The following is a 25587-nucleotide window of genomic DNA, read 5'->3' as shown; positions in this document are numbered from 1 at the left end:
TGCGCCTCGGAGGTCTCGCATGCCGCTCAAGATCACGCCGCCCGTCGGCGCTCGTACGCTTGCCGGACGGACGCTGGGCCGGACGCTGGGGACGGCGGAGCGCACCGCCAAGCAGGGGGTGCGCTGGGCGCTGGGGCATGGGTTGCCGCGTACTGCCATCGTCCGGTCCGCCCGGAAGGGAGACCTGCAGGGGGACCTGATCCTGAGCGGGCCCGGGTCGCACACCTTCGACCTGGTCGACTTGTTCGAGGAGTTCCGCGCGCGTGGGCCGCTCTATCAGGGCGGATTCAGCCATCTCGCGGTCGATCACGAGGTCATCAAGGAGGTGCTGACCAGCAACGACTTCGTCACCGGGTTTTTCGCCCCCGACGAGTCGGGCACCGGTCTGCTGGCGCGGGCGGCGACCTGGTCGGCCAGCGACGTGTTCGCTCCGCTCCAGCCGCCGTCGCTGCTCGCGACCGAACCGCCGGAGCACACCCGTTATCGCAAGCTGGTCACCCGCGTCTTCACCGTGCGGGCGGTCGAGAAACTCCGCGACCGCACCGCGCAGATCGCCGCGGATCTGCTCGACGACATCGAGGAGGAAGCCGCCGCCTCGAGGATGAGCGTCGACCTGGTCACCCGTTACTGCGGGCTGCTGCCGATCACGGTGATCTCCGAGGTGCTGGGAGTCCCTGTCGAGCTGCGCGAACGGATGCTCGAGCTCGGCAAGGGCGCGGCGCTGAGCCTCGACATCGGGCTGGACTGGCGGACGTTCCGGGAGATGGAAGCCTCGCTGGAGGAGTTCGACACCTGGTTGCGCGGCCACCTGGCCTATCTCGCGGAGCACCCCGGCGACGACCTGCTCAGCCAGCTCGTCGCGCTCCGCGACGACGGCGATCGGCTCAGCGACAAGGAGCTGCGGGCCATCGCCGGTCTGGTTTTCGCAGCGGGCTTCGAGACCACCGTGAACCTGATCGGCAACGGCATCGCGCTGCTCAACGACAACCCCGACCAGCTCGAGATCCTTCGGGCACGGCCCGAGCTGTGGTCGAACGCGGCGGACGAGATCCTGCGGCTCGACCCGCCCGTGCTGCTCACCGGCCGGGTCGCGCGCCGGAACTCGACCATCGCCGGTCAGGAGATCCCGCGCGGCACGATCATCAACACCGTGCTGGCCGCCGCCAACCGCGATCCGAAGGTCTTCGCCGACCCGCACACCTTCGACGTCACCCGGGAGAACGCCCGCGAGCATCTCTCGTTCTCCGGCGGCCGTCACTTCTGCCTCGGCGCCGCGCTGGCCCGGATGGAGGGCGAGCTCGGCCTCCGTCTCCTCTTCGAGCGCTTCCCCGACCTGGAGCTCGTCGGTGATCGCGAGCGCCATCCCACGCGCATCCTTCGCGGCTACTCGCACCTTCCCGCCCGGTTGCTCTGGCCACTCGAGACGTCACACCCGTAGGCCGAGACGTCACACCCGTAGGCCGAGACGTCACGCCCGTCGGCCGAGACGTCACCCCGGTGCCATCTCGGCCGACGCGGGTGACGTCTCGGCGGTCAGCGCTGGGCGGCGTCGAGGAGTCGCTGACCGAGGATGGCGACGCAGCGGCGTACCTCGTCGCCCTTGACCACGCGGAAGGGAACGGCGCGACGGGCCAGCTCTTGGGCGTACCAGTCCGGGCTGTTGGTGCTTCCGACGAGACGGCAGCGACCGTCGTCCGTGGGCTCGAGGCGGCCGAGGACGCGGGGGAGATAGCGGTCGACCTGCGCGAACGGAGCGTCGAAGACGACCTCGACCGCGTAGGCCCAGCCCTCACCGAGATGCGCCTCGACCTCGGTGACGGGATCGATCTCGGGACGTACGAAGTCTGTCTCCTCGATGTCGACCGCACTCATCCGGTCGACCCGGAGCACCCGGCGCGCGTCTGCGGTGTGCGACCAGCAGAGCAGATACCAGCGCGCGTGACGGACGACGACCGCCCACGGGTCGACGACCATCTTCCGCTCGTTGCCGTTCTCGGTCGTGTAGGTGATGGTGGTCCGCCGCTGCGAGTCGCAGGCCTGGACCAGGCTGGTGGTGATGTCCGGGTCGGGGGTCGCGGCGCTGGGGTCCGGGACCGCCGAGATCGTACGCCGCACCGCAGCCACCGTCTGCGACAGCGACTCCGGGAGAACTCTGCCGATCTTGCCGACGGCGCTGCCGACCGGGCCAGTGGCGTCGGCGATGTCGTGATGCCCGTCGAGCAGGGCCATCACCAGCCCGAGAGCCTCTGCGGTGGTGAAGATGAGCGGCGTACGCATCCCCCGGCCGAGGCGGTAGCCGCCATAGGGGCCGCGCTCGGACTCGACCGGGATCCCGGCCTCCCGCAGGATGGCGACGTAGCGCCGGGCGGCGCGCTCGGTGACCCGCAGTCGCTCGCCCAGCCGTTCGGCGGTGATGCCGGGGGAGGACTGCAGCAGCTCGAGGGTGAGCAGCGCCCGAGCGGTCGGGCTCTCGTCATGTCCCATCGCGGTGGCTCCCGGAAGTAGTTCGTCCGGATTCAGCGTAGTCGCTGACACCTCGACCGACGTGAGTGACGTCTCGGCCGTCCAAAGTGACTTCTCGGCGGGGCTGAGGGCCCGTACCCTTACCGGCATATGAGACTTCTGCTGATCAGACACGGCCAGACCCCGAGCAACGTCTCGGGGGCGCTCGACACCGCCTTCCCGGGCGCCGGATTGACCGAGCTCGGGCACTCGCAGGCTGCGGCTGTGCCCGATGCGCTGGCCGGGGAGAGGATCGCGGGGCTGTACGCCTCCCGCCTGATCCGTACGCAGCTGACCGCTGAGCCGCTCGCCGCCCGCGTCGGGCTGCCGGTCGTGGTGCAGGAGGGCTTCGAGGAGATCAACGCCGGCCACCTGGAGATGGCCACCGACATGGAGTCGGTGACGGCTTATCTCGAGGCGCTCGGCGACTGGATCCGCGGGACCCTCGAGACCCCGGTCCCCGGCGGCGAGGCGGGCCACGACTTCCTGGCGCGCTACGACGCCGCGGTGCAGACCGTGGCCAAGCAGCACGAGCCGGACGACACGGTCGCGATCGTCTCGCACGGCGCGGCGATCCGGATGTGGACGGGGCTGCGCACGACGCAGTCGCCCGCCTTCGGCGAGGACAACCGGATCCGCAACACCGGCATGGCGGTCATCGAGGGCAGTCCCGAGGAGGGCTGGACGACGATCTCCTGGAACAACGACCCGCTGGGCGGAGCCCACCTGATCGGCGACGGCTTTTGATCGTCCGCTCGCTCCTGCTCTTCGCGCTGGCCGCGGTCGCCGAGATCGGTGGCGCCTGGCTGGTCTGGCAGGGGCTGCGGGAGCACCGTGGCTGGCTCTGGGTGGGGGCAGGGTTCATCGCGCTCGGTCTCTACGGCGTCGTCGCCACGCTGCAGCCCGACGCTCACTTCGGGCGGATCCTGGCGGCGTACGGCGGGGTCTTCGTGGTTGGTTCGATCGCGTGGGGGATGGCGATGGACGGCTTCCGGCCGGACCGCTGGGACATCGCCGGTGCCGCGCTGTGCCTGGCCGGGATGGGCGTGATCATGTATGCGCCCCGCGGGTGAGGGGCGCGTGGGTCAGGATGGAGCCATGGCTTCCGAGGAAGACTCCCCGCGCACCTTCGTCCCCGTCGCTCCGGAGGAGCGGCCGCGCCGCACCCGCAGGACTGCCCGCGTACTCCTGATCGACGACCGCGACCGGATCCTGCTCTTCGCCGACTCCGACCCGGGAGTCCCGGGAGCACGTTGGTGGATCACGCCGGGCGGCGGGATCGACCCGGGGGAGAGCGACGTGGTGGCCGCGGTGCGCGAGGTCGAGGAAGAGACCGGCCTCCGGATCACCGAGGCAGACCTGGTCGGACCGACGATGCGGCGCCGCGTGGTGCACGGCTACAGCGACGTGGTCATCGACCAAGAGGACATGTTCTACGCGTGCTGGGTGCGTCAGTTCGAGGTCTCCACCGCCGGCCACACCGAGGAGGAGCTCCTGACCATGGCCGATCACCGCTGGTGGACCCGGGAGGAGCTGGCCGCCACCGACGAGGAGATCTGGCCGGCGGTGCTCCTCGACCTCTGGAAGGACGCGGAGGTACGCCGCGCCGAGGCCGCTTCAGGTGTGGCCGGTCCTGCCGAGGTGGCTGACGGTGGGCACGTGGAGGAGTCGACGGTCCCGGCCTGACGGACGATCCCGGGCCGTGCTGAGAAGCACCGCAGCCGACCATCCCCCATGAATGGTCGGCTGCGGTTTCTTGCGAGATCTGGTCCATATCCCCCGGTATGACGAGATCTCTGGTGTGTGTCGTCGCTTCGAGCGCGAATCCCCCGATCGGCTACGTGCGACGACACTCAGTCCGTGGAGCGGCCCCCCGGCCGTGCCCTGTGCCGCCCCCTCGGTCGGCGCAGGGAGTCCAGCCACAGCCTCAGGCTGTGGGCGACGGACCGACGATGAGGACGCATGGTCAGCGGACGATCCCGAGCGCGACGATGCCGATGGCGGCGACGGCTGCGACGCCGAACATCGTGGTGCCGACGGCCGGCGGCATCCCGCCGCGGTGCTTGTGCTCGGAGGTGTCGTTCTTGCTGATGCTGCGGACCGCGTCGAGGACGTTGTTGCGGATCGACTCGACGGCGGTCAGGTCACTGCGGTGACGTGCGGTGATCGTGGTGGTTGCCATGGTTCTTCCTCTTCTCGGCGAACGGCGCTGGCCGTCCGGGTCCGGCGGCCTTCACGTGAGAGAAACGGGGCCACAGCGAGGTCATGACGCGACTTCTTGCCACTTTGAAGTTACGAAACATCCACATCTGAGAAACATCGGGTCGTGCCCGTACGCTGCGCGTCATGAGCACGTCGTTGGCCGAGATCACTCGGGAGTGGGGCCGGATCGGCGTCATCGGGTTCGGCGGGCCGCCTGCCCACATCCGGCTGCTGCGGGAGACCGTCGTCGAGCGCCGTGGATGGGTGGAGCCGGAGGAGTTCGAGGACGCGATCGCGACCTGCAACCTGCTTCCCGGGCCGTCCTCGACGCAGCTGGCGATCTTCACGGCTTGGCGAGTCGGTGGCGCGCCCGGTGCGGTGGTCGGTGGCCTCGCCTTCATCCTCCCGGGACTGGTGCTGATCCTCGCGCTGGCGGCCCTCTTCCTCGGTGACCCGCCCGCGTGGGTGCTGGGTGCGGGCGCGGGGGCCGGTGCGGCCGTCGCTGCCGTGGCGGTCCAGGCAGGCTGGGCGCTGGTGCCGTCCTCCTACGAGCGGACCCCGTCGCGTCCGCGGTGGCTGGTCTACGCCGTCATCGGGACAATCGCCGCCGCGACGACGGGAGCGTGGGTCGTCCTCGTCCTCGTCGGTGCGGGACTCGTCGAGGTGGCGATGCGGCGGCCGTGGCGTACGAACTCGTTCCAGTCCGTCCTCACCCTGCCGTTCCTGGTCCAAGGTGGACTCACCGCCGCGGTCACCGCGCCGTTGGCGTGGACGGCCTTCAAGGTCGGTGCGCTGTCGTACGGCGGCGGTTTCGTGATCATCCCGCTGATGCAGTCCGACGCGGTCGAGCGTTACGGCTGGATGAGCGACGCCGAGTTCCTCAACGCGGTCGCGCTCGGGCAGATCACCCCGGGCCCGGTCGTCCACACGGTCGCCGTCGTCGGATTCGCGGCGGCAGGGCTCCTCGGCGCGCTGGTCGCCTCGGTGATCGCGTTCGGGCCGTCGTTCGTGATGGTCATCGCCGGCGGTCGGCACTTCGATGCGCTGCGTTCCTCACCGCTCACCCGCGCGTTCCTCGACGGTGCCGGACCGGCCGCGATCGGCGCGATCCTCGGCTCCGCGGTCCCGCTGGCACTGGCGACGAGCGAGTGGTGGCAGTGGGTGGTGCTCGCAGCGGCCGGCGTACTCCTGCTGCTGCTGAAGCGCGGCGTGGTGCTCACGCTGCTGCTCGCTGCGGGGGTCGGGATGGTTGTTGCGCTGGCCGGTGGGCCGCTGCCGTAAATGCTGACCGAGGTAACTCGGTCAGCGTTCACTTCCCTCGTGGAACTCCACGAAGGAGGTTGGCGTTCACCGAGTTACCTCGGTGAACATCCGGGCCCTCGCCTAGAGGTAGAGCCCGCCAGAGGAGTCGCCGTGCTCGTGCTGGGCGCCCGGCTGCTGGGGTCCACCGTGGCCGGGGGCGGGGTGGCCCTCGGCGGAGAGGCTCACGCCCGGCGGCAGGCCCTTGCGGATCTGCTCGAACTGGGCGCGCGCGGCGACCTGCTGGGCGTAGATCGCGGTCTGGATGCCGTGGAAGAGGCCCTCGAGCCAGCCGACCAGCTGCGCCTGCGCGATCCGGAGCTCACCGTCGGAGGGGATCTGCTCCTCCGTGAACGGCAGCGAGAGCCGCTCCAGCTCCTCGACCAGCTCCGGCGCGAGCCCGGACTCGAGCTCCTTTATCGACGCCTGGTGGATCTCGCGGAGCCGGTTACGGGAGGCCTCGTCGAGCGGGGCGGCCTTCACCTCCTCGAGCAGCTGGCGGATCATCGATCCGATCCGCATCACCTTCGCGGGCTGCTCCACGAGGTCGGTCACGTCGCGCTCTTCGTCCTCGGTGGCCTCCTGTGCGGTGGCGTCCTTGAGTACGTCGGCGGGCACCGAGATCGGCTGCCCGTCCGGGCCGATGACCACGACTTCCCCGGTCTGCTCCTGCGTCATGGGCTCAACCCTACCTAGCGTGCGGTGGTCAGCAGGATCTTGCCGGTGTGCGTGCCGGACTCCATGAGCCGGTGGGCCTCGGCGGCGTCCTCCAGCGGGAGTACGTCCTGCACGACCGCCTTCACGTCGCCGGCCTCGACCATCGGCCAGATGTGCTCGACGACCTCGGCGCAGATCGCCGTCTTCTGCTCGACCGGGCGCCCGCGAAGGTTGGTGGCGATCACCGCGGCCCGCTTGCGGAGCAGGGAGTTGATGTCGAGCTCCGCCTTGCTGCCGCCCTGCATGCCGATGATGACCAGCCGGCCCTCGGGGTTGAGGGCGTCGATGTTCCGGGCGAGATATTTGGCGCCCATGTTGTCGAGGATGACGTCGGCGCCGCCGTAGACCTTGGCGACCTCGACGAAGTCCTGGTCCTTGTAGTTGATGACCGCCTCGGCACCGAGCGACTTGACGAGCTCGGCCTTCTCCGCCGAGCCGACCGTGGTGATCACGCGTGCGCCGAGCCGGCTGGCCAGCTGGATCGCCATCGTGCCGATCCCGCCGGCGCCGCCATGGACCAGGAACGTCTCGTCCGGGGTGAGGCCGCCGACCATGAACACGTTGGACCACACGGTGGTGGCGACCTCGGGCAGCGCTGCTGCGGTGACCAGGTCGACGCCCTCGGGCACCGGCATCACCTGGCCCGCGGGGACGGCCACCTTCGTCGCATAACCGCCACCGGCCAAGAGAGCGCACACCTCGTCGCCTTCCTGCCATTCCTCGACGCCGTCACCGACCGCCGAGATGACGCCGCTGCACTCCATCCCGATGATGTCGCTCGCGCCCTTCGGGGGTGGGTAGAACCCCTGGCGCTGCAGCAGGTCTGCCCGGTTGAGCCCTGCGGCGGCGACGTCGATGACGACCTCGCCAGGTGCGGGCTCCGGGTCAGGGCGGTCGGTGACGGTGAGGACCTCCGGCCCTCCGGGCTGCTCGGCTACGACGGCTCGCATGGTTCCCACACTAGGGGTCGATGGTGGCGGGGAGCTGGGCGCTGGCGGGTCCATGCGGCGTGTAACACGTCGTTCGTAGCACTATCCGGTCGTTCTGAACGACCGGATAGTGGGTGTAACAGCGTGTTACAGCTCGCGCGCCAGCCGCCGGCGGCGATTCTCAGAGCGACCTCAGGTCGGTCCAGGTGTCGATGTCGCGGTGCTCGTCGCCCTCCGAGGGGACCTCGACGAGATCGAGGTCTGCCACGAGCTTGCGCAGCGGCATCCCGTGCTGACCCTCGTGATCGGGGCGGACCTCGGCGAGCCGAGCCATCGACAGCACCAGCGCCAGCTGTCGGCGCTCGTCCGGCCCGACGAGCACGGCGCCGTCGTGACCGAAGGCCGCCTCGCGGAGCCGTGACAGCGTCCGCGGGCGCAGGAACGGCATGTCGACGGCGAGCACCCCGACGTACGCACGGGGGGTGAGGAGCGCGTCGACACCGGTCAGCAGCGCGGCGACCGGGCCGCCGAACCGGGGATCCTCGCGGACGAAGGTCACCGGGCGCTCGGTGTGCACCGGATCGCCTACGACGACGACCTCCATCGCGTCGACGACGGCATCCAGCGTCCACGCCAGCATCGTGCGTCCGCCGAGCTCGATCCCCGACTTGTCGACTCCGTCGAGGCGCGAGCTGCGTCCTCCGGCGAGCAGCACGGCTGCGTACGGCTCCCATTCGTCCCAGGCAGTCACGCCGCCACCTCCGTTGCGCAAGCGCCAGAATACGGACGCGGCGGCGCGATGATTCGACGGCTCACTCGCTGGCGCTCGTTCACGCGGCCGACTCTAGTCTGGACATATGACCACCTGGAACAGCCTCCGGATCAGTCTTGTGCAGCACGCCTCGGGCCTCGAGCCCGACGCCAACCGGGCGCTCCTCGCGGAGCTCGCCCCGGAAGACAGTGACCTGGTCGTCTTCCCGGAGGTCTTCGCACGCGACTTCGGCAAGCCCGGGTCCGACCTGAGCTCCTTCGCCGAGAGCCAGGACGGTCCCTTCGGGACCGAGCTGGCCCGGGTGGCCCGGGAGCGGCGCACGACAGCGGTGGCCGGGATGCTCGAGACCAGCGGAGACCCCGACGGACGCCCGTTCAACACCCTGCTCGTACGAGGCGGGGTGGAGGCGGCGTACCGGAAGATCCATCTCTACGACTCCTTCGGCTACAAGGAGTCCGATGCGCTCGTCGCCGGTGCGACCGAACCGGTGGTGGTCGACATCGGCGGAGTGCCGACGGGCCTGATGACCTGCTACGACCTGCGTTTCCCCGAGCTCGCCAGGCGGCTGGTCGAGCAGGGCGCCGAGCTGATCGTGCTGCCGGCGGCGTGGGTGGCCGGGCCACGCAAGGTCGATCACTGGCGCACCCTCGTACGCGCACGCGCGATCGAGAACACCGTCTTCATCGCGGCCGCCGCTCAGTCGGCGCCGCGCTACTGCGGTCACTCGATGGTCGTCGACCCGCTCGGGGACGTGCTGGCGGAGGCCGGAGACGGTGACGAGATCGTCTCCGCGACGATCGACCGGGCCGTTCTCGTGGAGGCTCGACGGACCAACCCGTCCCTGGTCAACCGCAGAATGTGACCCTGGTCAACAACTCCCCGTCACAGCGGTAAACGGATATCGATGACTCGTTAGGTTCACCCCTTCCCCGGTATCCTCGCCTGTTATGGACCGAGCCCCCCGTCGTCGCGCTGACAAGAGCAAGCGTGGCCGTCGTGCAGCCGGTCGCAGCGAGCCCACACCGGCATATGTCGAGCCCACCTCGAGCGAGGCGCTGGCCTACGGCCAGTGGCCGGAAGAGGACTGGTCCGGCTACCAGGAACCGAGCCAGGAGACCGGCCCGCCCTTCGGTGCGCAGGGCAACGGTCAAGGCTGGAACGGGACCGGTTGGACCGACGAGACGTGGTACGACGAGCGTCAGCCCGCCTCGGAGGATCCGCCCACCGGCGGTGGCCGCCGGATCGCCGGGCGCGCCGAGGTGGAGCAGCCGGACGAGCCGAACGGCTACACCGGCAAGCGCGCCGCGCGGACGGCGCCGGAGGAGGCGCCTTACGGCGACTACCCGACGTCCGGATTCCGCGTCGAGCCCGCGCCCGCGCTGAGCGGGCCGACCGCGCCCCCTCCGAGCGCGCGGCAGATGCCGGCGTACTCCACCACGGGGACCTACGTCGGCATGACCGGGCTGGCGCAGGCGCCCCAGACGCCGTCCCATCTGCAACAGCCCGTCTATCAGGCTGACCCTTACCAGTCCGGCCACCTCGAGCCGGTCCGTGCTCCGACTGCTCCCTACCAGCCGGAGCCGACCGATCGCCCCGCCACCGCGGCCAAGGTGACCTCGTTCCTCGCTCAGCCTCGAGTCCCCGGTGCCGGCGCTGCCCGTGCCGGCCTCGGCATCATCGAGAGCCTGACCGCCGGCACCATCCGGGCGATCTGGCTGGCCGCGCTCGCCGTCGGTCTCCTCGGTCTCGCGGTCAGCGCCTTCGATCTGGGCCCGCAGATCCTCGGCGGACTCGGCGCTGCCGTCGTCGGCACCGCCTACACCTTCGCGCTGGCCCACCGCACCGGCGGCAGGCCGCTCATCTTCGGCTCCCTGGCCGGTGTCGCCGGGATCGTCGTGGTGCTCGTGGACAACGAGGCGCTGCGTACGGGCGCAGCGGTTCTGGTCGCATCGGTGGCAGCGGTCCTCGCGGTGATGAGCACGGTTCCGTCGCGTCGTTTCCCGAAGACGATCCGGGAGGCATTCATCGCCGTCGGTATCGCTGCGGTCGGAAGCTTCGCCGCGCTCGGCTTCGAGCCGGTCGTGATGGTCTCGCGGTTCGAGTACGCCACGCTCGCCTGCTCGCTCGCGATCGCCTTCTTCGCGGTCTACCGCCTCGGTGCCGGCCTGCACGGCCTCGGCCGACGCGGTGCGATCGTGGTCGGTATCGGCGGCCTGATGCTCGCGCTCACCTTGATCTACGCCGAGATGTTGCGCCGCTACGGCAGCACCGACCTGATCGACTCGATCGACGACATGCAGCGCTGGTGCCGCATCCACCTCGGTGGCTACCCGCACCCGATCCAGGCGCTCTTCGGGGTTCCTGCGCTGGTCTGGGGCACTCACATGCGCGCTCGGCGCCGTCAGGGCTGGTGGGTCTGCCTCTTCGGTGTCACGCTCACCGCACCGGTCGCCAGCACGTTCCTCAATCCCGATGTCGGGCTCGCCGAGGCCGCGCTCTCGATCATCTACAGCATCGCCATCGGTCTGGTGATCGCCTTCATCATCATTCGCATCGACCTCGCCCTCACCGGCTCGACGGCCGCCGGCGGTGGCCGTAGGGCGGTGCGTGAGGCCGACGAGGCCAGCGCCGTCCGGCCTGAGCCCGGCCGCACCCACGCGCTGCTCTGAGACGCCATCAGGCTAGGGCTACCATCGGGTAACCCATAGGTTCTGGGGTATGAACCGCAGAACCCCCACCACGATCGCGGCCGAGATGGTCGCGAACGTCATGAGCGTAGGCGTGCAGCCTGGAGACCAGGTCGCCGTCGGGGACACCGTCATGCTGCTGGAGTCGATGAAGATGGAGATCCCGGTCCTCGCCGAGGCGCCGGGCACCGTGGTAGCGATCAAGGTTGCCGCTGGAGATGTCGTCCAGGAGGGTGACGTTCTGGTCGAGTTGAGCGCCTGACCCTCAGGCGCACTAGACTCAGGTTCCGCGCCCACGGGCGCATGGAGGGGTGCCGGAGTGGCCGATCGGAACCGCCTTGAAAGCGGTCGTAGGGAGACCTACCGCGGGTTCGAATCCCGCCCCCTCTGCCAGTTGCCTGCGAGACCTAGACCTCTTGCAGGTGTCGATCCACGTCGATCATCAACCGCCGCAGCTCGAGGAGAAGATCCTCGATGTCGGTGCGGTCGAGCACGTCGTCGGCGAGAACCGCGAGCCGGCTCAGCAGCGTGCCTCGATCCCGCAGCGCGGTGACATCGCTGAGGGCATGCCACTCCTGCCCGGTGTCGAGGATCATCAGCGCCTCGCGTACGCCGGCGAGGCGCTGACGCACCGACCAGCGCCAGAGGCCGACGTTGGCCCCAGGGCGGGGAGCGGCGATGGCGGTATCCAGGGCCCGAAGAGCATCCGACATATTGGGAAGCACACCTGTCATGAACAAAGTGTGACCTAGGTCACGTAAAGGAGCAAGCCGATGCGGCTCAGGGGCTTCGTGTCGGCCACAATGGGGACGTGTCATCTGCTGAGCTCACCTATTACCGCCTGGCCCCGACCGTGCAGGCCCGCCTCCTCGGCGCCTCCGTGGTCGGCCTGGCACTACTGGTCTTCGCCGGCACGGCCGTCGTGATCGCGGCCCGGATCGACTTCGCGTGGCTCTTCGTCCCGCTGGTCCTCGGCATCGTCGCGGTGATCGGGTTCGGCTGGTGGCTCCGCAACAAGGCGTACGTCCTGCGCGCCAGCGCTCAGGGCTACCGGGTCGCGTTCGTGCGGGGTGCCGGCGTGCGTGAGGCCCGCTGGGCCGACATCCAGGAGGCGGTGACCACGATGCCCGCCGGATCGCCGTGCTTGGAGCTCCGGCTCAAGAAGGGCGGCGCGACCACGATCCCCGTGACCATCATCGGCATCGACCGGGAGCAGTTCGTACGCGAGCTCCAGGGCTATCTGAAGGCCACGATCAAGCCCCTCGACACCAGCTCTGGGTCTCCCGAAGCCTCCTGATTGGTCCCAGGCGCACAGGTGTTGCTAGCCTGATCGCGCGGTATGGAGGCGTCGCCTAGTCCGGTCTATGGCGCTCGACTGCTAATCGAGTTTGGGGCTTAAACCCCATCGAGGGTTCAAATCCCTCCGCCTCCGCCAGTTTCAACGAGTTTGGCCCCCTTCATGAGGGGGCCAAACGCCTTTCTGACCTGCAAGTTTGCGCAGTGCGAAAGTCCGTACGCCGGAACTTGGGTTACCCGAAACCCACCAACCTGCACAATAATCATTCCGTAGGCCTCTCGGCACCGGTTCGGCCTCGAGATCAGGAAGGGAAGAACATGAAGCTCGTACGCACTGCTGCAGCTATCGCGCTGGCCTCGGCGGCGACGGTTGCGGTCACGCTGTTCCCCGCAGGGCCGGCTCAGGCAGACATCACCTGGGGCTTCGGCGCCCAGCCGGAGACGGTTCAGACTCTCGACATCACTTGGGGCCTTCAGGCCAAGGACATCACCTGGGGCTGACCGCCCCAGGCATCACTCGTCGATGGCGCTCGACCCGCTTCGTCCGATCTCGTAGCCGAGCTGGAAGCGGGTATCGACGCTGTACTCCTCTTTGAGATCGGCGACATAGCCGGCATAGGTTCTCGGGCTGACCCCGAGCCGCTTCGACGCGGCCGGGTCAGAATGCCCTTCGATGAGCATCCTGAGGGTCATCGACCGTTGCTCGCTGGCGATGTCCTTCAACGTGGACGGGTCGCCGTGTCCGAACGGCCGCCCTCGTTCCCAGGCACGCTCGAAGACATCGACCAGGTAGGCAACGACAGACGGTTCCCGAACAGCTACCGCGACATCGACGCCGTCAGGGCTGGGAATGACTGCGATCCGGCGGTCGAAGATCAACATCCGGTTGAAGAACTCATCGAGCGTACGGACCTCGCCGCCCGCCGCGACGACCGCGGAGACGTACTCCCTCGTTTCGCTGCTGCGCCTCGCGGCGTGTTGATAGAGCGTGCGCATCGTGACGCCACGTTTGATCATCGCCTGCTCCTTGGCGATCGCTTCTGCAAGCGCGTCCCCGCCGGCCCTCCTGTTCTGAGGCTGCGCGGTGAGCGCCTCGAACTCGCACTCTGCGGCGAGCGAGTCGACGAACGGTTGGATCGCGGGGCGATGCACGTAGGTGAACGGGCCGCGCTCGTCATCGGGGGCCGAACGTCGCCACGCGCTGCGCAAGGTGGTGAAGTGAGTGGCCCACTCGGCCGATTCCTGAAGCAGGCGGATGCCCTCCTGCGTCATCGGCGCGACGATTTGGGCCTGGACGGTTGCCGGGTCGACAGCAACCCAGCTGGAATCGCCGTCCCCGGCCTTGCGGACCAATCCGAGCTCGATCAATGAAGCTAGTGCGTCGGCGAACTCCCCGCCTTGGCTGATCCGCGCGTCGGATGCGGGGAGCTCACCTCTGTCCGCGATGAGCTCGAACAGCTCGATGCCCTTGGCCTCGAGCAGTGCACGCGTTCTCGGCGTGTTTCCCCCGTCGGTCACGTTCTTCTCCTCGCCGGATGGCGTGGGTTGACGCTTGCTCACGCTCCACCTCCCCGATGCTGTGGCTGGCGCCAGATCCTCTCACACGTGGCGATTTCTGGTCACGGACCATCATCCGCTAATCTTCTACACGTTGCTTCGGTAACACTGCGCCTGTAGCTCAACGGATAGAGCATCTGACTACGGATCAGAAGGTTTGGGGTTCGAATCCCTACAGGCGCGCAGAACACGAAGGCCCATGTCGCTGACATGGGCCTTCTCCTTTCCCCACTCGTTTCTGGTCTCAGAGCGAGGCCAGGCGGCTGCGGAGCAGCTGCTCGAAGCGCTGCACGTCGCCGGCTAGGTGCTCGAGGTCGGCGGCGTCGAGCAAGGTGGTCAGATCAGCCTCGGTACGGACCAGGACGGCCGGCGCGCCTGCCGTGCGGATCACGGCGGCGACATCGGCGGGCATCTCGTTGAGGTGGAGCAGTGTGAACGGAACCGGGAGCCTGGCGACGAGATCGTCCCAGCTGGGCTTTCGCCGCAGGGGCGAGTGGGTGATGTCGCAGAGGGAGCAGTGTCGGGTGCCGCGCAGCCGGCCCCACACGTAGGCCGCTTCGCCGAGCAGCCCGCCATCGGCGTCGTAGACCCCCACCAGCTCCTTCGCCTTCATCCGACGATGATAGGGGCGCGGCCCAGGAGGTCGCTGGCAGGCGCCACGGTCGCGGTCTCATAATGTCCCGGTGACCCTTCCCCAGATCCTCGGGCGCCTGCGCCAGGTCAAGCCACTCGGCTCCGGCGGCTTCGCCGAGGTGTGGCTCTACCACGACCCGGTCCTCGACTCGCCCGTCGCGGTGAAGGTGCTCAGCGCCCAATGGACTCAGGCGGACGACATCCGGGAGCGGTTCCTGCAGGAGGCGCGTTTCCTCAGGTCGGTCGACTCGCCTCATGTCGTGTCGGTCCACGACATCGGCGAGACCCCGACGGGGGCGCCCTACTTCGTGATGGCGTACGCCGATGCGGGCAGCGTCGCGGAGCTGATCGCCCAGCACCCGCAAGGCATGCCGGCCCCGCTGGTCGCCGACCTGGTGACGCAGGCCGCGTCCGGCCTCGACGCGCTGCACGCGCGTTCCGTCATCCACCGAGACGTGAAGCCGGCCAACATCCTGCTCACAGGTGGGTCCGACGGTCGGCTGCGCGCGATGGTTGCCGACCTCGGCGTCGCCCGCGCGCTCGACCAGCACTCGGAGGTGACCCGACAGATCGGGACCCCCGCCTACATGGCGCCCGAGCAGTTCGACGAGTCACTGCCGATCGACCATCGGGCCGACGTACGCAGCCTGGGTGCGGTCGCGTGGGCGATGTTCGCGGGCCGCTCGCCCGCACCGGCGTTGACGGTCGTGTCCCGGGTTCCCGACCTCGGCACGGTCGCGGCGGTGCCGGCGACCGTGTCCGCGGTGATCATGCGCGCCCTGGAGCCGAGGGCCGAGGACCGCTGGCCGGACGCGGGGAGCTTCGCCTCAGCGCTCACCGCCGCCGCCGAGGGCCGGGCCGTCGCCGTACCTCCTCCGTCGGAGGCGTCGACCGTGCTTCGTTCGCCGGGGCCGGCGCAGTCGACACCCATGCCGCCGCCTCCGCCCCAGCCCCAGCAGCGGCCGGCAAGTCGTCGGCGTGGTGCCGTCCTCGTCGCCGCGGCCGTCGGAATCGCCCTGGTGCTCGGCGGTGCCGCGACCTGGTTCGTCACGCGTGGCGGTCCTGCCGAGGATCCGGCCAACGGCGAGGAGACCGCCGGTGCGAAGCCGGTCAGCGGAGCGGAGACGGCGGCCGTCCGGTTCGTCGACGCGTTGCAGGCAGGTGACTGCGAGGCCGCGGGTCTCTACATCCCCGACCTCGACGACCCGGCCGCCTGGGACTGCACCGATGATGCCAACGGCGGCGACGGCTTCTACTACCACATCCTCGACGACCTCGACGCCGACGGCGAGCGTCGGGTCGAGGACCTCGGGGACGGGCTCTTTCGGGTGGTCTGGGTGGACCAGGGCTACGTCAACATGCAGCGCCAGGAAGACACTCTGTTCAAGGTGCAGCAGGTCGTCTGCTGCTAGCCCGGCATCCGGGTGACCACCCCGGGCAGGCTGAGGAGGACGAAGGCACCGGTCGCGGCGAGGGTTCGTAGCGTGTGAAAGATCAGCCACGGCCTCTCGAACGAGGACACGGCGCCACCGTTCGCCAGGGCGTCGTTCAGCGGCAGGTTCGCCGCGACGGTGATGACGACGGCGGCGATGGCCAGGCAGGCGGCAGTGATGGAGAGCGGGCCCCGGTGCCATCCGAGGAGGACCAGGGCCAGGAGCGGGGCGCCCAGGAAGAAGGCCAGGAACACCGGGTTGACGATGACCACGTTGAGCCGGTTCATGACCCGCGCGTAGACCTCGTCGGGCTGGCCGTGCAGCGCTGACATGAAGGCGACCAGGAAGGCGATGTAGATGCCGGCGGTGACGCCGTTGAGCAGCCTCGCGCCGGTGAGGACGACCTCGCTCATCACCGCTCACCCCGGTCCAGATCATCGATGCTTCGAGCAGCGCGGCCCAGGACCGACTCGACGTCGCTGCTCACGTAGGCATTGCGGCCGTCGAGAACCTCCTCGAAGAGGTACGCCAGCCCGGCAGCGTCGGGCGCCGGCAACCCGGCCGCGGTCAGGACCGCGACGTAGTCCTCGGTCGGCATGGAGCGGTACGTCACGGTGGGCCCGCCGATGGCGTGCGCTGCCTCCTCGAAGGTGAGCAGCTGCGGCCCGGTGAGCTCGAGGACCCGACCGACGTACGCCTCGTCGAGGAGGGTCGCGACGGCGACGTCCGCGATGTCGTCGGCGTCGACGAACGGCTCCGCGACGGTGTGCTCGACCATGGTGAGCGACCCGGCCGCGAGCTCGTCCGCGAACGTACCTTCGGTGAAGTTCTGCAGGAAGAAGGCCGAACGCAGGATCGTCCACTCGGCGCCGGAGGCCATCATCGCCTGCTCGGCTCGCTGGGCACCGTCCTCGCCGCGGCCGGAGAGCAGCACGAGCCGGCTGCAGCCCGCGGCGACCGCCTGCGCGGCGAACGCGCCGATGATCTCGTCGGCACCCGGCAGGCCGAGGTCGGGCTGGAAGGTCAGGTAGGCCGACGCGCAACCGTCGACGGCCTCGGACCAGGTGGCCTGGTCGTGCCAGTCGAACCGGGGTGTCGAGTGGCGGGTGACGGCACGTACGTCGTGGTCGAGGGTCTGGAGGCGGTGGGCGACGCGCTGGCCGGTCTTGCCGGTGGCGCCGGTGATGAGTGTTGTCATGCCTCTAATCTGGCCCGTCGAGAGCGACGACGGAATACGTCCGGCTCCATCGAGCATGCGTTATCGTCTCACCATGTCGTCACTCGATCTGCTCATGGACGGCCCGCGGGCCCAAGCCGCCTTCCTGTTGAAGGCGGTGTTCGCCGGGGAGTGGTCGATCACTGCCGAGGACGAGGTGCCGCTCACGGTCATCGCGATCGCACGCGGCGAGGCGGTCTTCACCGGCTGCGACGGGCCTCAGGAGGTGGCGGCGGGCGACGTGATCGTGTGCCGCGGGCCGGCGACCTATGTCATCGCCGACTCGGCCGATCGCGCCGCCGACATTCGGATCCTGCCCGGCCAGGTCTGTGTCGACCCGAACGGGGCTCTGCTGGCCGAGGAGCTGGCGCTGGGCGTACGCACCTGGGGGAACAGCCGCTCGCCGGAGGCGACAGTGATGCTCATCGGGACCTATGAGCGCGAGACATCCGTGGGCTCGCTGCTGCTGTCCCGGCTGCCGACCAGCGTGGTGCTGCGCGGCTTCGACAACGCGGTCCTCGACCTGCTGTCGGCAGAGCTGGTGCGTGAGGAGGCCGGCCAGGCGGCGCTGCTCGACCGGCTGCTCGACGTGCTCGTGGTCAAAGCCGTGCGGGAGGTGCTCGCGGACTCGCCTGCCCTTCCCGCCGACGACGCGGTGGCCGCGGTGCTGCGTGCCATGGAGCAGCACCCCGAGCTGCCCTGGACCGTCGCCGGCCTCGGTGAGCAGGTCGGTCTCTCGCGAGCCGCACTGGCTCGACGCTTCACCGAGCAGGTCGGGGAGCCACCACTTGCGTACCTGACAAGGTGGCGGCTCGCTCTGGCCGCAGACCTGCTGGTCGGCACGGACCTGACCCTCTCGGCGATCGCCGGACGCGTCGGCTACGCCAACCCGTTCGCCCTGAGCGCGGCCTTCAAGCGTCACCACGGCACCTCGCCGACCACCTACCGGAGCCGTCACGCCGCCTGAGGCCCTGGCTAGTGCGCCTCACACCGATCTCACCCCTGGTTCACCCTCGATTCACCCCGTTTGCGATTGGTTGCCGCTGAACGCTGTGCCACGGTGAGTGGCTGGTTGTGATACCGGTTCCGCAGATCGGGCAGTGCCACGCACTGTGCGGACCTCATGGTCCTTGCCCCTGGACCTCTCCGGGGCCGAAAGCAGAGAGATGTGATGTTCGAAGTCAAACCATCCGATCAGGATGTCTCTGATCTAGTGCTCGTCGACCGCGTTCGTGAGGGTGATGAAGCCGCGTACGGTGGCTTGTGGGCTCGGCACTCCGATGCGGGCATGCGCGCTGCGCGGCAGATCTCTCACCGCTACGACCCAGAGGACCTTGTGCAGGAGGCGTTCACGCGGGTGTTGTCCGCGATCCGTGGGGGGAAGGGGCCGCGCGACGCGTTTCGCCCGTACCTGTACGCCTCCATCCGTGCGGTGTCGATGAACTGGGCGCGGGATCGGGCCAAGGAACACACCATCGAGGATCTGTCGTCGGAGGTGGACGTCGATGCGATGTTCGAGGACGTGCTGCTGGAGCAGACCGTCACCGGTCAGGCGTTCAAGAGCCTGCGCCCGGAGTGGCGCACGATCCTGTGGTACACCGCAGTCGAGGGGATGTCCGCCCGTGAAGCGGGTCCGTTGCTCGGATTGAGCGCCAACGCCGCGGCCGCACTGGCCTACCGGGCTCGTGAAGGGCTGCGGATCGGGTGGCTGCAGGCGCACGTGAGCTCTGAGGACGTGGACCCGGCGTGCGCCTGGAACGTCGACCGGATCGGGGCGTACCAGCGCGGTGGTCTACGTCGCAAGGACGCTGCCATCTTCGAGGAGCACCTGTCGACCTGTGTGAAGTGCACGGTCCTCGTCAGGGAGACCTCCGACCTCGACACGAGCCTCAAGGGCGTCCTGCTGCCGATCATTCTGGGATCCGGGATCGTCTCTCTCGATGTTGCGAAAGGCGGGTTGCTGGCCGGCTTCTTCGTCGGCAGCGGGACCGCGAGCGGTGGGGCCTCCGGTGGTGCAGCGTCGGGCGGTTCGGCCGCGGGCGCCGCAGTGGGTGGAACGGCAGCGGGCGGCTTCGTGGGTGGAACGATCGCCTCCGTGGCTACGGTGATGCTCGTCGCCGCGGCAGCGGTCACCATCGGTATCGGTGCGACGGGTAGTCGAACCCCGGCCCCCGGCGCCGAACAGAGCGTGCCGGTGGCAGACGCCGAGGCTTGGCCCAGGCCGGAGTCGCACGGTGCCACCACCGAGCCCGACCACAGCGGGTCTGCCGCGGATCCGGCTCCGACGGATCTCCCCGTCGTTCCTTCCGCGCCGATCTCCGATGGCAACCAGTCACAGCCGGGTACAGCCCCGACCCAAGATCCGCGGAACGAAGAATCCGCGTCTCCGGCGGAGCCGGGCGCACCCGTCGAGACGCCGGCCTCGCGTCCGGCACTCACGACCCCGGAGCCGACGGCCTCGGCTCCCGTCGAGCCGACCCCGACCGGCAAGCCGCTCTCGTCATCGCCACAGCCAGAGACCACTGGTCCGGAGCCGACGAAGCCGACGAAGCCCACGGAGCCCGAGCACCCCGGGCCCGGCACCAGACCGGGGTCGGGCATCACGATCGTCGTGCCTGGTGGCGCGGCGATCACGCTCAGCCTGTCTGACAAGGGGCGCGGTCGCGGTCACAAGTACGGTCACCAGAACGATCACAAGGACGGTCACCAGGGCGGGCCGAAGCAGAAGCAGCAAGCAGGCGACCCGAACCACGGGGATCAATAGAGCAGGAGCGACCAGGACCCGTGGCGAGTGTGTGATGCACACCGCACGATTGGGGGCAGTGGTGCCGTCATCGGCGTGCCGGAGTCGTGTCCTGGAAGGTGTTCGGGCGAATGCCCGCCCCTAGTGCCGATGAAGGACCCGACCACGTGACCTCGACGCCTGAAACCGCGCCGCCCCTCCGGGCGGGCACGCTCACCACGCCCGCGCCCCGTCGTGGCGGGCAGCCGAGCGTGCCGGTCTGGCCGGTCATCGTGCTGGTCGCCGGATATCCGGTGGCTTGGGCGCTCGGCCTGGCAGTGGTGTTCCCGGTCGTGATGGCCCTGGTCCAGGTCGCTTTCCTGATTCAGCGCGGGACCTTCCGGGTCGACGTCGTGCTCGGACTGTACGTCGCGTTCGCGCTCTGGGCGCTGACCAGCCTCGTACTGATCGACAGCCCCGGCCAGGCCGTCGGCTATGTCCAGAAGTACTCCGAGCTCGTCGTCGCCGGCGTCGTGCTGGCCTATGCGCGCGCCCTGCCTGGCCGATCGCTGCGCTACGTCGTCGACGCCATGGTGGCGTTCTGGGTCGCGGTCGTGCTTCTCGGCGAGCTGGCGACCTGGATTCCTGACGTACGTCTGCAGGCGCCGTTCGGAGTCCTGCTCACCAGCGTGCTGCCCGGCGCGATCTCGGGAAACGAGCTGGTGCGGGATCTGCTGTTGCCGTCGATGGCGGAGGTCCAGCAGATCTGGGGGGCGAGCGAACCGTTCAACCGCCCGGCGGCGCCGTTCCCCTACGCCAACAGCTGGGGGAGTGCGGTCGCTCTGCTCACTCCTGTGGTCCTGGCCCGCCTCACCTGGTCGAGCCGGCGAACCAAGATCCTCCTTCTCGCGGTGCTCGTCCTCTCGATCCATCCGATCCTGGCGTCGGGCAATCGGTCGATGGCTCTCGCACTGGCAGTCTGCGGGGCGTACGTCACGATTCGGCTCATCGCCCGGGGCAGGCTCCGCTCCGGAGCACGTCTTCTCACGCTCGGGGCTCTCGCCGTGGTCGCGTTGATCGCGAGCGGTGCCGTGGGCTCGTTCTTCGAGCGGCAGGTGGTCAGTGGCGGGGCGAGCGCGGACACCCGCGTCGCGGTCTATGTCGAGACCGTCCGGGCGACGCTCCAGTCACCCCTGGTCGGGTGGGCGAACCCACGGACCGACTCGACGATCGGCATCGCCCTGGGTACGCAAGGCCAGATCTGGTCGGTGATGTACAGCTACGGGTTCGTCGGCCTCGCTCTGTTCTGCGCCTTCCTTGCAGCCCTCGTGTGGCGTGCGCGGAGAGCCCCCGGGACCGCGGGGCTCTGGCTGCACGGCGTCCTGATCGCGTCCGTCGTCATGCTCCCGTTCTACCGGCTCGGTGTGATGCAGATGGTGGTGCTCGTCTGCGTAGGTGCGGTGCTCACCCATCCGAGGGTGCGTGAGCTGCTGCCGGATCCGCGCGGCGGAGCGGCACCGCGGGCTTGGAAGGCATGAGCGCCGCCGGAGCGTCACCCGGTAGGAGCCGCGCCGTCGTCGTGATGGCCTCGACGATGGTCGGCGTGGTGGCGACCTTCGGTCTCTCCGCCGCAGTGGGCAACCTGCTCGGCGCGGCAGGGGCCGGAGAGTTCTTCCAGGTCACCGCCCTGTTCACCATCGTGTCGAGCATCAGCGTTCTCGGTGCCGAGACCACGATGGTCCGGATGACGTCCAGGTCGCTGGCTCTCGACAACGAGCTCGAGCTGCGGGCACTCGCGTACGTCGGTGTGGTGCCGCCCGTCGCCGTCGCGCTGCTGGCCGGCGGCGCGCTGTGGGTGTGGCCGGAGGCCGTGCAGCCGCTGGTGACCGTCCCCGGCGAGGACGGGGCCCGGCTCGTCCGCGCGGTCGGCCTGGCGCTGCCGTTCGCCGTCCTGCTGGCCGTCTGCTCCGGTGGCGTACGCGGTCTGGGGAAGCCGGTGGCGGCGACGTCGCTGCAGTCCCTCGCCGTTCCCGGTCTACGGCTGGCCGCGGTGGTCGGGGCGCTGGTCGTCACGGCCTCGACGAGCGATGCGTTCCTCGCCTGGCTGTCACCGCTGCCGGTGCTCGGCCTGATCGCGTTGGCGCTGCTCGTCAGGGCGGTGAGCCGCAGGACCAGATCCGTCGAGAGCGGCGCGCTCGCCGGCGCCGCGTCGGTTCGGTCTGTCGCCCCCGAGTTCTGGCGATTCTCCCTCCCACGGGGAGTCTCGATCGCCGTCGAGCGGAGCCTGGACTGGGTTGACGTGCTGCTGGTCATCCAGATCGCCGGGCCGGCCGCCGGCGGGATCTACGCGATCGTCTCCCGGCTCGCCGTCGCCGGCACCGTCCTCGACACCGCGGCGCGGGTCACCTGGGGACCCCAGGTCTCCGCGGCGCTCGCGCGAGGCGAGTCGGACCGTGCCAGGCGGCTCTTCGACATGGTCACGATGATTCTCATCGGGCTCGGCTGGCCGGCGTACGCGACCCTCGCCGTCTTCGCGCCGACGGTCCTGGCGCTCTTCGGGCCCGAGTTCCCGGCGGGCGCGACCGCGCTGCGAGTGATGTGCGGCGCGATGATGATCCTGCAGGCGGCTGGGATGCTCCAGACCTTCCTCCTCATGGGAGGACGGAGCCACTGGCAGATGTCGAACCGTCTGGTGCAGCTCGTTCTGCTGTGCGGTGGGTGTCTGATCCTGGTTCCGAGGATGGGTTTCCTGGGCGCCGCCGTCGCGTGGTCCGTCGCCATCATCGTCGACGCCGTGCTGGCCTCGATCCAGGTGCGGCGTATCGCTCCGATCGGGTCGTCGTGGCGCAGAGCCGTGAAGATCGGTCTCCCCGCCGTCGCCCTGTTCGGTGGCGGAGGTGCGGTCCTGGTGGCCGTGCTCGGGCAGAACTTGCTCGCCCTGGCGGTCGCCGTCGTGGTGCTCGGTGTCCCTTACGTGGTGTTCGTCATTCTGCTGGCACGCCGTCGCGGTCTGCTGGACCGAAGAGGTTCCGGCCAGCACAGCCGGCCGACGGACGCCGACGTGGTGGACGCCCCGGACCCGCGGTCGGCGCCCGAGGTCGTGCGTCGGCCCTGACCGGAGCGGAGTCCAGGCCTTTCTGACGGACGCGATGAGGTCCGACCTGGCGATGTGAGTCACCTCACGCTGTCGCGCCGTCATCTGTGCGTCATACCTCCGGGGGTGTCGTGTCCTGACGAATCAAAGGCATGAGCCAAGACGCCGTCGACCGGCGTCGTCCGGGTGGCCTGCGCGTCCGACACCGAACGATCTCTGAAGGAAAATGACAACAAGAACCCTCCCCGCCGCCGGGCAGCAGGCGACGAGCGATGCCGTGATGCCCGAGGCGTCCTCTCACGAGCTCACCCTGAACGAGGTGGGTCGCGTGCTCGCCCGCCGTTGGCCGACGATCGTCGCAACGACGGTTGTCTGCGCCGCCGCCGCGCTCGCCGCCTTCGTCCTCGTTCCGACCACCTACACGGCTACGTCGACGGTGCAGGTGACCACGCCGACCTCGTTCGTGCGCGAGACGTCTGCCGGATCGATGGCAGCCGAGACCGCGACCGACGTCGCGCTGCTGAGCGCCGAGGGCGGCGCCAGCGTGCTCCCGGCGTCAGGGGCCAGCCAGGAGATCGACGACGCGATCGCGGCCGGCCTCGACGTGGGCAACCCGCAAGGGACGGCTCTCATGGAGCTGTCGGTGTCGGCGAGCTCGCCGGAACTGGCTGCAGAGGCCGCGAACGTGGCCGCTGAGCGATACCTGACGCTGCGGACCCAGCGGGCGACCGAGGCACGCAAGGCGTACCTGGCGGCTCTCGATGAGACGGACGCGAGGGCGTCGGCCGACGTCGGCGAGCGCAAGGTCGACGCGACGGTCTACGGCAGCGAGGTCGGCAAGGTCGTTCGCCCCGCGAAGGCGGGCACCGAGCCGTCCTCGGTCGGTGTCGCCGCCTACCTCGTGGCGGGTGTTCTGGCCGGGCTGCTCCTCGGGGCGTTCGTCGCGCTTCTCCGCGAGCGGCGTGACCCGAAGGTTCGGACGGTGGAGCGACTGACGCAGGCGCTGGGGGCCCGTGCTCTGCGCGGCGACGTGCGCGCGGCCGAGATCGGTCGCGCGGTCGGTTCCCTGGCCCGCACGGTCTCGGGAGACGGCCCTGTACGTGTGGGCGTCGTCGTCCCGGGTGGAACGGCGAGCGTGGCGACCCTTCGCATCGTCGACGGGCTGAAGGCTGCCGGTGTGGCCGCAGTGGGCTCCAGCCACGGACCGCACGTCCAGCTGGTGCCCCTGCCGGACCCGTCGGCCGCGACCGACCCTCACGGATCCTGGTGGTCCGTCAGCGCGGTCGTCGTGGTCTGCATGAAGTCAACGTCGCTGACACAGGTCGCCCGTTGCGCGCAGGCTGCAGAAGGCACGGGAGTCACGACCCTCGGCGTGCTGAACGACCACCGCATCGAGGCGCGTCCCGTGGAAGCGGAGATCAGCTGATGCGCGTGATGCTCGTTGCGACGACCGGCGGCCACCTGGCCCAGCTCGTCTCCCTGGACGCCTGGTGGTCCCGACACGACCGGCACTGGGTCACGTTCGACGAACCCCACGCTCGTGGTGCGCTCAAGGGAGAGCAGGTGACCTGGGCGTACAGCCCGACCAACCGCAACCTCCCGAACGCGTTCCGCAACGTCGCCCTCGCGTTCCGTCTGCTCCGCTCGGAGCGGCCCGACGTCGTGGTGTCCACCGGGGCCGGCGTGGCAGCACCGTTCTTCCTGGCAGCCCGGCTGCTCGGCATCCGGACCGTGTACCTCGAGGTCTTCGACCGCGTCGACTCGCCGACTTTGACCGGGAAGCTCTGCTACCCGCTGGCCGACGTGTTCTGTACGCAGTGGGAGGCGCAGGAGCGCATCTATCCCGGTGCGGTCACGATCGGGCCGGCGCTGTGAGCGCCTGGGAGAGACCGACAACTCAGGAGCCGTTGCGGGTCGTGGTGTCGGTCGGAACCGACTCGCACCCGTTCGACCGCCTGGTCCGTGCGGTCGAGGACTGGATCGACACCTGGAACGACCGTCGTCAGCCACGTTCTATCGACCTCTGGGTCCAGCACGGCCACAGCGCAGCACCGACGAGGGGCACCGCGGTCTCCACCGTCGACCGTCAGGAGCTCTTCGCCAGGTTCGCCACGGCCGACGTGCTGGTCACGCAGGTCGGCCCCGGCACGATCCTCGACGCCAACGCTCTCGGCCGCAGGCCGATCGTGGTCCCGCGACGCCACCACCTCGGTGAGCACGTGGACGATCACCAGGTCACGTTCGGCCGGTTCATGAACGACAACGGTGGCGCCTGGCTCGCGATGGAGACGGACGACATCCACGCGCTCATGACGCGCATGGCTGACGAACCGGCCATCGGAACGATGCCTCCACGCGCTCGTGCGACTGACGAGACAGCGCTTCGCCTCGAGCGTGAGATCGCCGCCGTGGTCGCCGCTGAGCGCCCACCCGGCACCACCTTGCGCCGGTTCGCCGCGTACTTCGGCAACAGCCGGGGGTCAGGCCGGACATGAACACCTCGAATTTCCGCACCACTCTCCATCGAA

At 69.4% G+C, this 25587-nt stretch carries 28 protein-coding genes and 3 tRNA genes; 21 read left to right on the top strand and 10 right to left on the bottom strand.

The genetic code is table 11. The annotated features are described in order from the left end of the window. Nucleotides 1–19 precede the first annotated feature (19 nt). Nucleotides 20–1438 (top strand): cytochrome P450, encoded by a 1419-nt coding sequence (locus IEY84_RS23085; RefSeq protein ID WP_183549609.1) that lies wholly within the window; start codon nt 20–22, stop codon nt 1436–1438. Nucleotides 1439–1533: 95 nt separating this feature from the next. Here IEY84_RS23085 and IEY84_RS23080 read toward each other — a convergent pair whose 3' ends face one another. Next, complete coding sequence (locus IEY84_RS23080; protein ID WP_183549613.1) at nt 1534–2484, bottom strand: helix-turn-helix transcriptional regulator; 951 nt, start codon at nt 2482–2484, stop codon at nt 1534–1536. Nucleotides 2485–2613: 129 nt separating this feature from the next. On the opposite strand from IEY84_RS23080, the gene IEY84_RS23075 reads away from it, so the two are divergent. Genes IEY84_RS23075 through IEY84_RS23065 form a run of 3 tightly spaced genes read left to right on the top strand, consistent with a single transcriptional unit; the run spans nt 2614 to nt 4188 of the window. Further along, nucleotides 2614–3249 carry a histidine phosphatase family protein gene (locus IEY84_RS23075; RefSeq protein ID WP_183549616.1) on the top strand — a complete coding sequence of 212 codons (636 nt, stop codon included), beginning with the start codon at nt 2614–2616 and terminating at the stop codon, nt 3247–3249. Continuing rightward, on the top strand, nt 3246–3575 hold the full coding sequence (locus IEY84_RS23070) for a YnfA family protein (protein ID WP_183549619.1): 330 nt from the start codon (nt 3246–3248) through the stop codon (nt 3573–3575). Before IEY84_RS23075 ends, IEY84_RS23070 begins: the two co-directional genes overlap by 4 nt. Before the next feature lie 25 nt (nt 3576–3600). Next, nucleotides 3601–4188, top strand: coding sequence for an NUDIX hydrolase (locus IEY84_RS23065; protein WP_183549622.1), 588 nt, complete (start codon nt 3601–3603; stop codon nt 4186–4188). Between the two features lie 280 nt (nt 4189–4468). Here the strand turns inward: IEY84_RS23065 and IEY84_RS23060 are convergent, their stop codons facing one another. Next, entirely contained in the window at nt 4469–4684 is a 216-nt protein-coding gene (locus tag IEY84_RS23060) for a hypothetical protein (protein WP_183549625.1), read from the bottom strand. Nucleotides 4685–4848: 164 nt separating this feature from the next. Between IEY84_RS23060 and chrA the strand changes: the two genes are divergently transcribed. Further along, a complete protein-coding gene (chrA, locus tag IEY84_RS23055; protein ID WP_183549628.1) occupies nt 4849–5985 on the top strand; it encodes a chromate efflux transporter in 1137 nt (378 codons plus the stop codon). A 102-nt stretch (nt 5986–6087) separates the two neighbouring features. Here chrA and IEY84_RS23050 read toward each other — a convergent pair whose 3' ends face one another. From IEY84_RS23050 to mobA, 3 genes are all read right to left on the bottom strand, one after another. Beyond that, a complete protein-coding gene (locus IEY84_RS23050; RefSeq protein WP_183549631.1) occupies nt 6088–6681 on the bottom strand; it encodes a bacterial proteasome activator family protein in 594 nt (197 codons plus the stop codon). A 14-nt stretch (nt 6682–6695) separates the two neighbouring features. Then, nucleotides 6696–7670 carry an NAD(P)H-quinone oxidoreductase gene (locus IEY84_RS23045; protein ID WP_183549634.1) on the bottom strand — a complete coding sequence of 325 codons (975 nt, stop codon included), beginning with the start codon at nt 7668–7670 and terminating at the stop codon, nt 6696–6698. Nucleotides 7671–7830: 160 nt separating this feature from the next. Further along, nucleotides 7831–8400, bottom strand: a complete 570-nt coding sequence (gene mobA / locus IEY84_RS23040; protein ID WP_183549637.1) for a molybdenum cofactor guanylyltransferase — start codon at nt 8398–8400, stop codon at nt 7831–7833. A gap of 106 nt (nt 8401–8506) precedes the next feature. On the opposite strand from mobA, the gene IEY84_RS23035 reads away from it, so the two are divergent. The 4 genes from IEY84_RS23035 to IEY84_RS23020 all read left to right on the top strand — a co-directional run bounded on the left by IEY84_RS23035 (nt 8507) and on the right by IEY84_RS23020 (nt 11501). Next, nucleotides 8507–9283 (top strand): carbon-nitrogen hydrolase family protein, encoded by a 777-nt coding sequence (locus tag IEY84_RS23035; protein WP_183549640.1) that lies wholly within the window; start codon nt 8507–8509, stop codon nt 9281–9283. Nucleotides 9284–9368: 85 nt separating this feature from the next. Then, on the top strand, nt 9369–11090 hold the full coding sequence (locus IEY84_RS26835) for a hypothetical protein (RefSeq protein WP_229788942.1): 1722 nt from the start codon (nt 9369–9371) through the stop codon (nt 11088–11090). A gap of 49 nt (nt 11091–11139) precedes the next feature. Next, a complete protein-coding gene (locus IEY84_RS23025; protein WP_183549643.1) occupies nt 11140–11370 on the top strand; it encodes a biotin/lipoyl-binding carrier protein in 231 nt (76 codons plus the stop codon). Nucleotides 11371–11413: 43 nt separating this feature from the next. Continuing rightward, nucleotides 11414–11501 (top strand) — tRNA-Ser (locus tag IEY84_RS23020). Between the two features lie 14 nt (nt 11502–11515). Here the strand turns inward: IEY84_RS23020 and IEY84_RS23015 are convergent. After that, nucleotides 11516–11821, bottom strand: coding sequence for a hypothetical protein (locus IEY84_RS23015; protein WP_229788940.1), 306 nt, complete (start codon nt 11819–11821; stop codon nt 11516–11518). 98 nt (nt 11822–11919) lie between these two features. Between IEY84_RS23015 and IEY84_RS23010 the strand changes: the two genes are divergently transcribed. The 3 genes from IEY84_RS23010 to IEY84_RS23000 all read left to right on the top strand — a co-directional run bounded on the left by IEY84_RS23010 (nt 11920) and on the right by IEY84_RS23000 (nt 12905). Beyond that, a complete protein-coding gene (locus IEY84_RS23010; RefSeq protein ID WP_183549649.1) occupies nt 11920–12405 on the top strand; it encodes a hypothetical protein in 486 nt (161 codons plus the stop codon). A 44-nt stretch (nt 12406–12449) separates the two neighbouring features. Further along, nucleotides 12450–12543 (top strand) — tRNA-Ser (locus tag IEY84_RS23005). A 179-nt stretch (nt 12544–12722) separates the two neighbouring features. Further along, nucleotides 12723–12905 carry a hypothetical protein gene (locus IEY84_RS23000; RefSeq protein ID WP_183549652.1) on the top strand — a complete coding sequence of 61 codons (183 nt, stop codon included), beginning with the start codon at nt 12723–12725 and terminating at the stop codon, nt 12903–12905. 12 nt (nt 12906–12917) lie between these two features. On the opposite strand, the gene IEY84_RS22995 is transcribed toward IEY84_RS23000, so the two are convergent. Then, a complete protein-coding gene (locus IEY84_RS22995; RefSeq protein ID WP_229788939.1) occupies nt 12918–13964 on the bottom strand; it encodes a TrmB family transcriptional regulator in 1047 nt (348 codons plus the stop codon). A gap of 107 nt (nt 13965–14071) precedes the next feature. Between IEY84_RS22995 and IEY84_RS22990 the strand changes: the two genes are divergently transcribed. Beyond that, nucleotides 14072–14144, top strand: a tRNA-Arg gene (locus tag IEY84_RS22990). A 61-nt stretch (nt 14145–14205) separates the two neighbouring features. Here IEY84_RS22990 and IEY84_RS22985 read toward each other — a convergent pair. Then, entirely contained in the window at nt 14206–14574 is a 369-nt protein-coding gene (locus tag IEY84_RS22985; protein ID WP_183549655.1) for a hypothetical protein, read from the bottom strand. 70 nt (nt 14575–14644) lie between these two features. Between IEY84_RS22985 and IEY84_RS22980 the strand changes: the two genes are divergently transcribed. Beyond that, on the top strand, nt 14645–16006 hold the full coding sequence (locus tag IEY84_RS22980; RefSeq protein WP_183549658.1) for a serine/threonine-protein kinase: 1362 nt from the start codon (nt 14645–14647) through the stop codon (nt 16004–16006). Here the strand turns inward: IEY84_RS22980 and IEY84_RS22975 are convergent. Both IEY84_RS22975 and IEY84_RS22970 read right to left on the bottom strand, forming a co-directional pair. Next, entirely contained in the window at nt 16003–16440 is a 438-nt protein-coding gene (locus IEY84_RS22975) for an anthrone oxygenase family protein (RefSeq protein ID WP_183549661.1), read from the bottom strand. The genes IEY84_RS22980 and IEY84_RS22975 overlap by 4 nt on opposite strands. Continuing rightward, nucleotides 16440–17225, bottom strand: coding sequence for an NAD(P)H-binding protein (locus IEY84_RS22970; RefSeq protein ID WP_183549665.1), 786 nt, complete (start codon nt 17223–17225; stop codon nt 16440–16442). Before IEY84_RS22970 ends, IEY84_RS22975 begins: the two co-directional genes overlap by 1 nt. A 73-nt stretch (nt 17226–17298) precedes the next feature. Here IEY84_RS22970 and IEY84_RS22965 point away from each other — a divergent pair, with 73 nt between their 5' ends. The 7 genes from IEY84_RS22965 (at nt 17299) to IEY84_RS22935 (ending at nt 25554) form a co-directional block, all read left to right on the top strand. Then, nucleotides 17299–18210 carry an AraC family transcriptional regulator gene (locus IEY84_RS22965; RefSeq protein WP_183549668.1) on the top strand — a complete coding sequence of 304 codons (912 nt, stop codon included), beginning with the start codon at nt 17299–17301 and terminating at the stop codon, nt 18208–18210. Between the two features lie 156 nt (nt 18211–18366). Beyond that, entirely contained in the window at nt 18367–20007 is a 1641-nt protein-coding gene (locus IEY84_RS22960; RefSeq protein WP_308424462.1) for a sigma-70 family RNA polymerase sigma factor, read from the top strand. 146 nt (nt 20008–20153) lie between these two features. Beyond that, nucleotides 20154–21503, top strand: coding sequence for an O-antigen ligase family protein (locus IEY84_RS22955; RefSeq protein WP_183549674.1), 1350 nt, complete (start codon nt 20154–20156; stop codon nt 21501–21503). Then, nucleotides 21500–23080: a lipopolysaccharide biosynthesis protein gene (locus tag IEY84_RS22950; protein WP_183549677.1), complete on the top strand. Its 1581-nt coding sequence runs from the start codon at nt 21500–21502 to the stop codon at nt 23078–23080. The genes IEY84_RS22955 and IEY84_RS22950 overlap by 4 nt, the downstream gene beginning before the upstream one ends. A gap of 205 nt (nt 23081–23285) precedes the next feature. After that, nucleotides 23286–24485 (top strand): Wzz/FepE/Etk N-terminal domain-containing protein, encoded by a 1200-nt coding sequence (locus tag IEY84_RS22945; protein ID WP_183549680.1) that lies wholly within the window; start codon nt 23286–23288, stop codon nt 24483–24485. Beyond that, nucleotides 24485–24934, top strand: coding sequence for a PssD/Cps14F family polysaccharide biosynthesis glycosyltransferase (gene pssD / locus IEY84_RS22940; RefSeq protein ID WP_183549683.1), 450 nt, complete (start codon nt 24485–24487; stop codon nt 24932–24934). The genes IEY84_RS22945 and pssD overlap by 1 nt, the downstream gene beginning before the upstream one ends. A 41-nt stretch (nt 24935–24975) precedes the next feature. After that, nucleotides 24976–25554 (top strand): glycosyltransferase, encoded by a 579-nt coding sequence (locus IEY84_RS22935; protein ID WP_183549686.1) that lies wholly within the window; start codon nt 24976–24978, stop codon nt 25552–25554. Nucleotides 25555–25587: the final 33 nt, after the last annotated feature.

Origin of the sequence: Nocardioides albus, from assembly GCF_014648255.1 — a bacterium.
Lineage (GTDB): Bacteria > Actinomycetota > Actinomycetes > Propionibacteriales > Nocardioidaceae > Nocardioides > Nocardioides albus.
The sequence above is the reverse complement of the archived record's forward strand: the minus strand, read 5'-3'. Positions and strand labels throughout refer to the sequence as shown.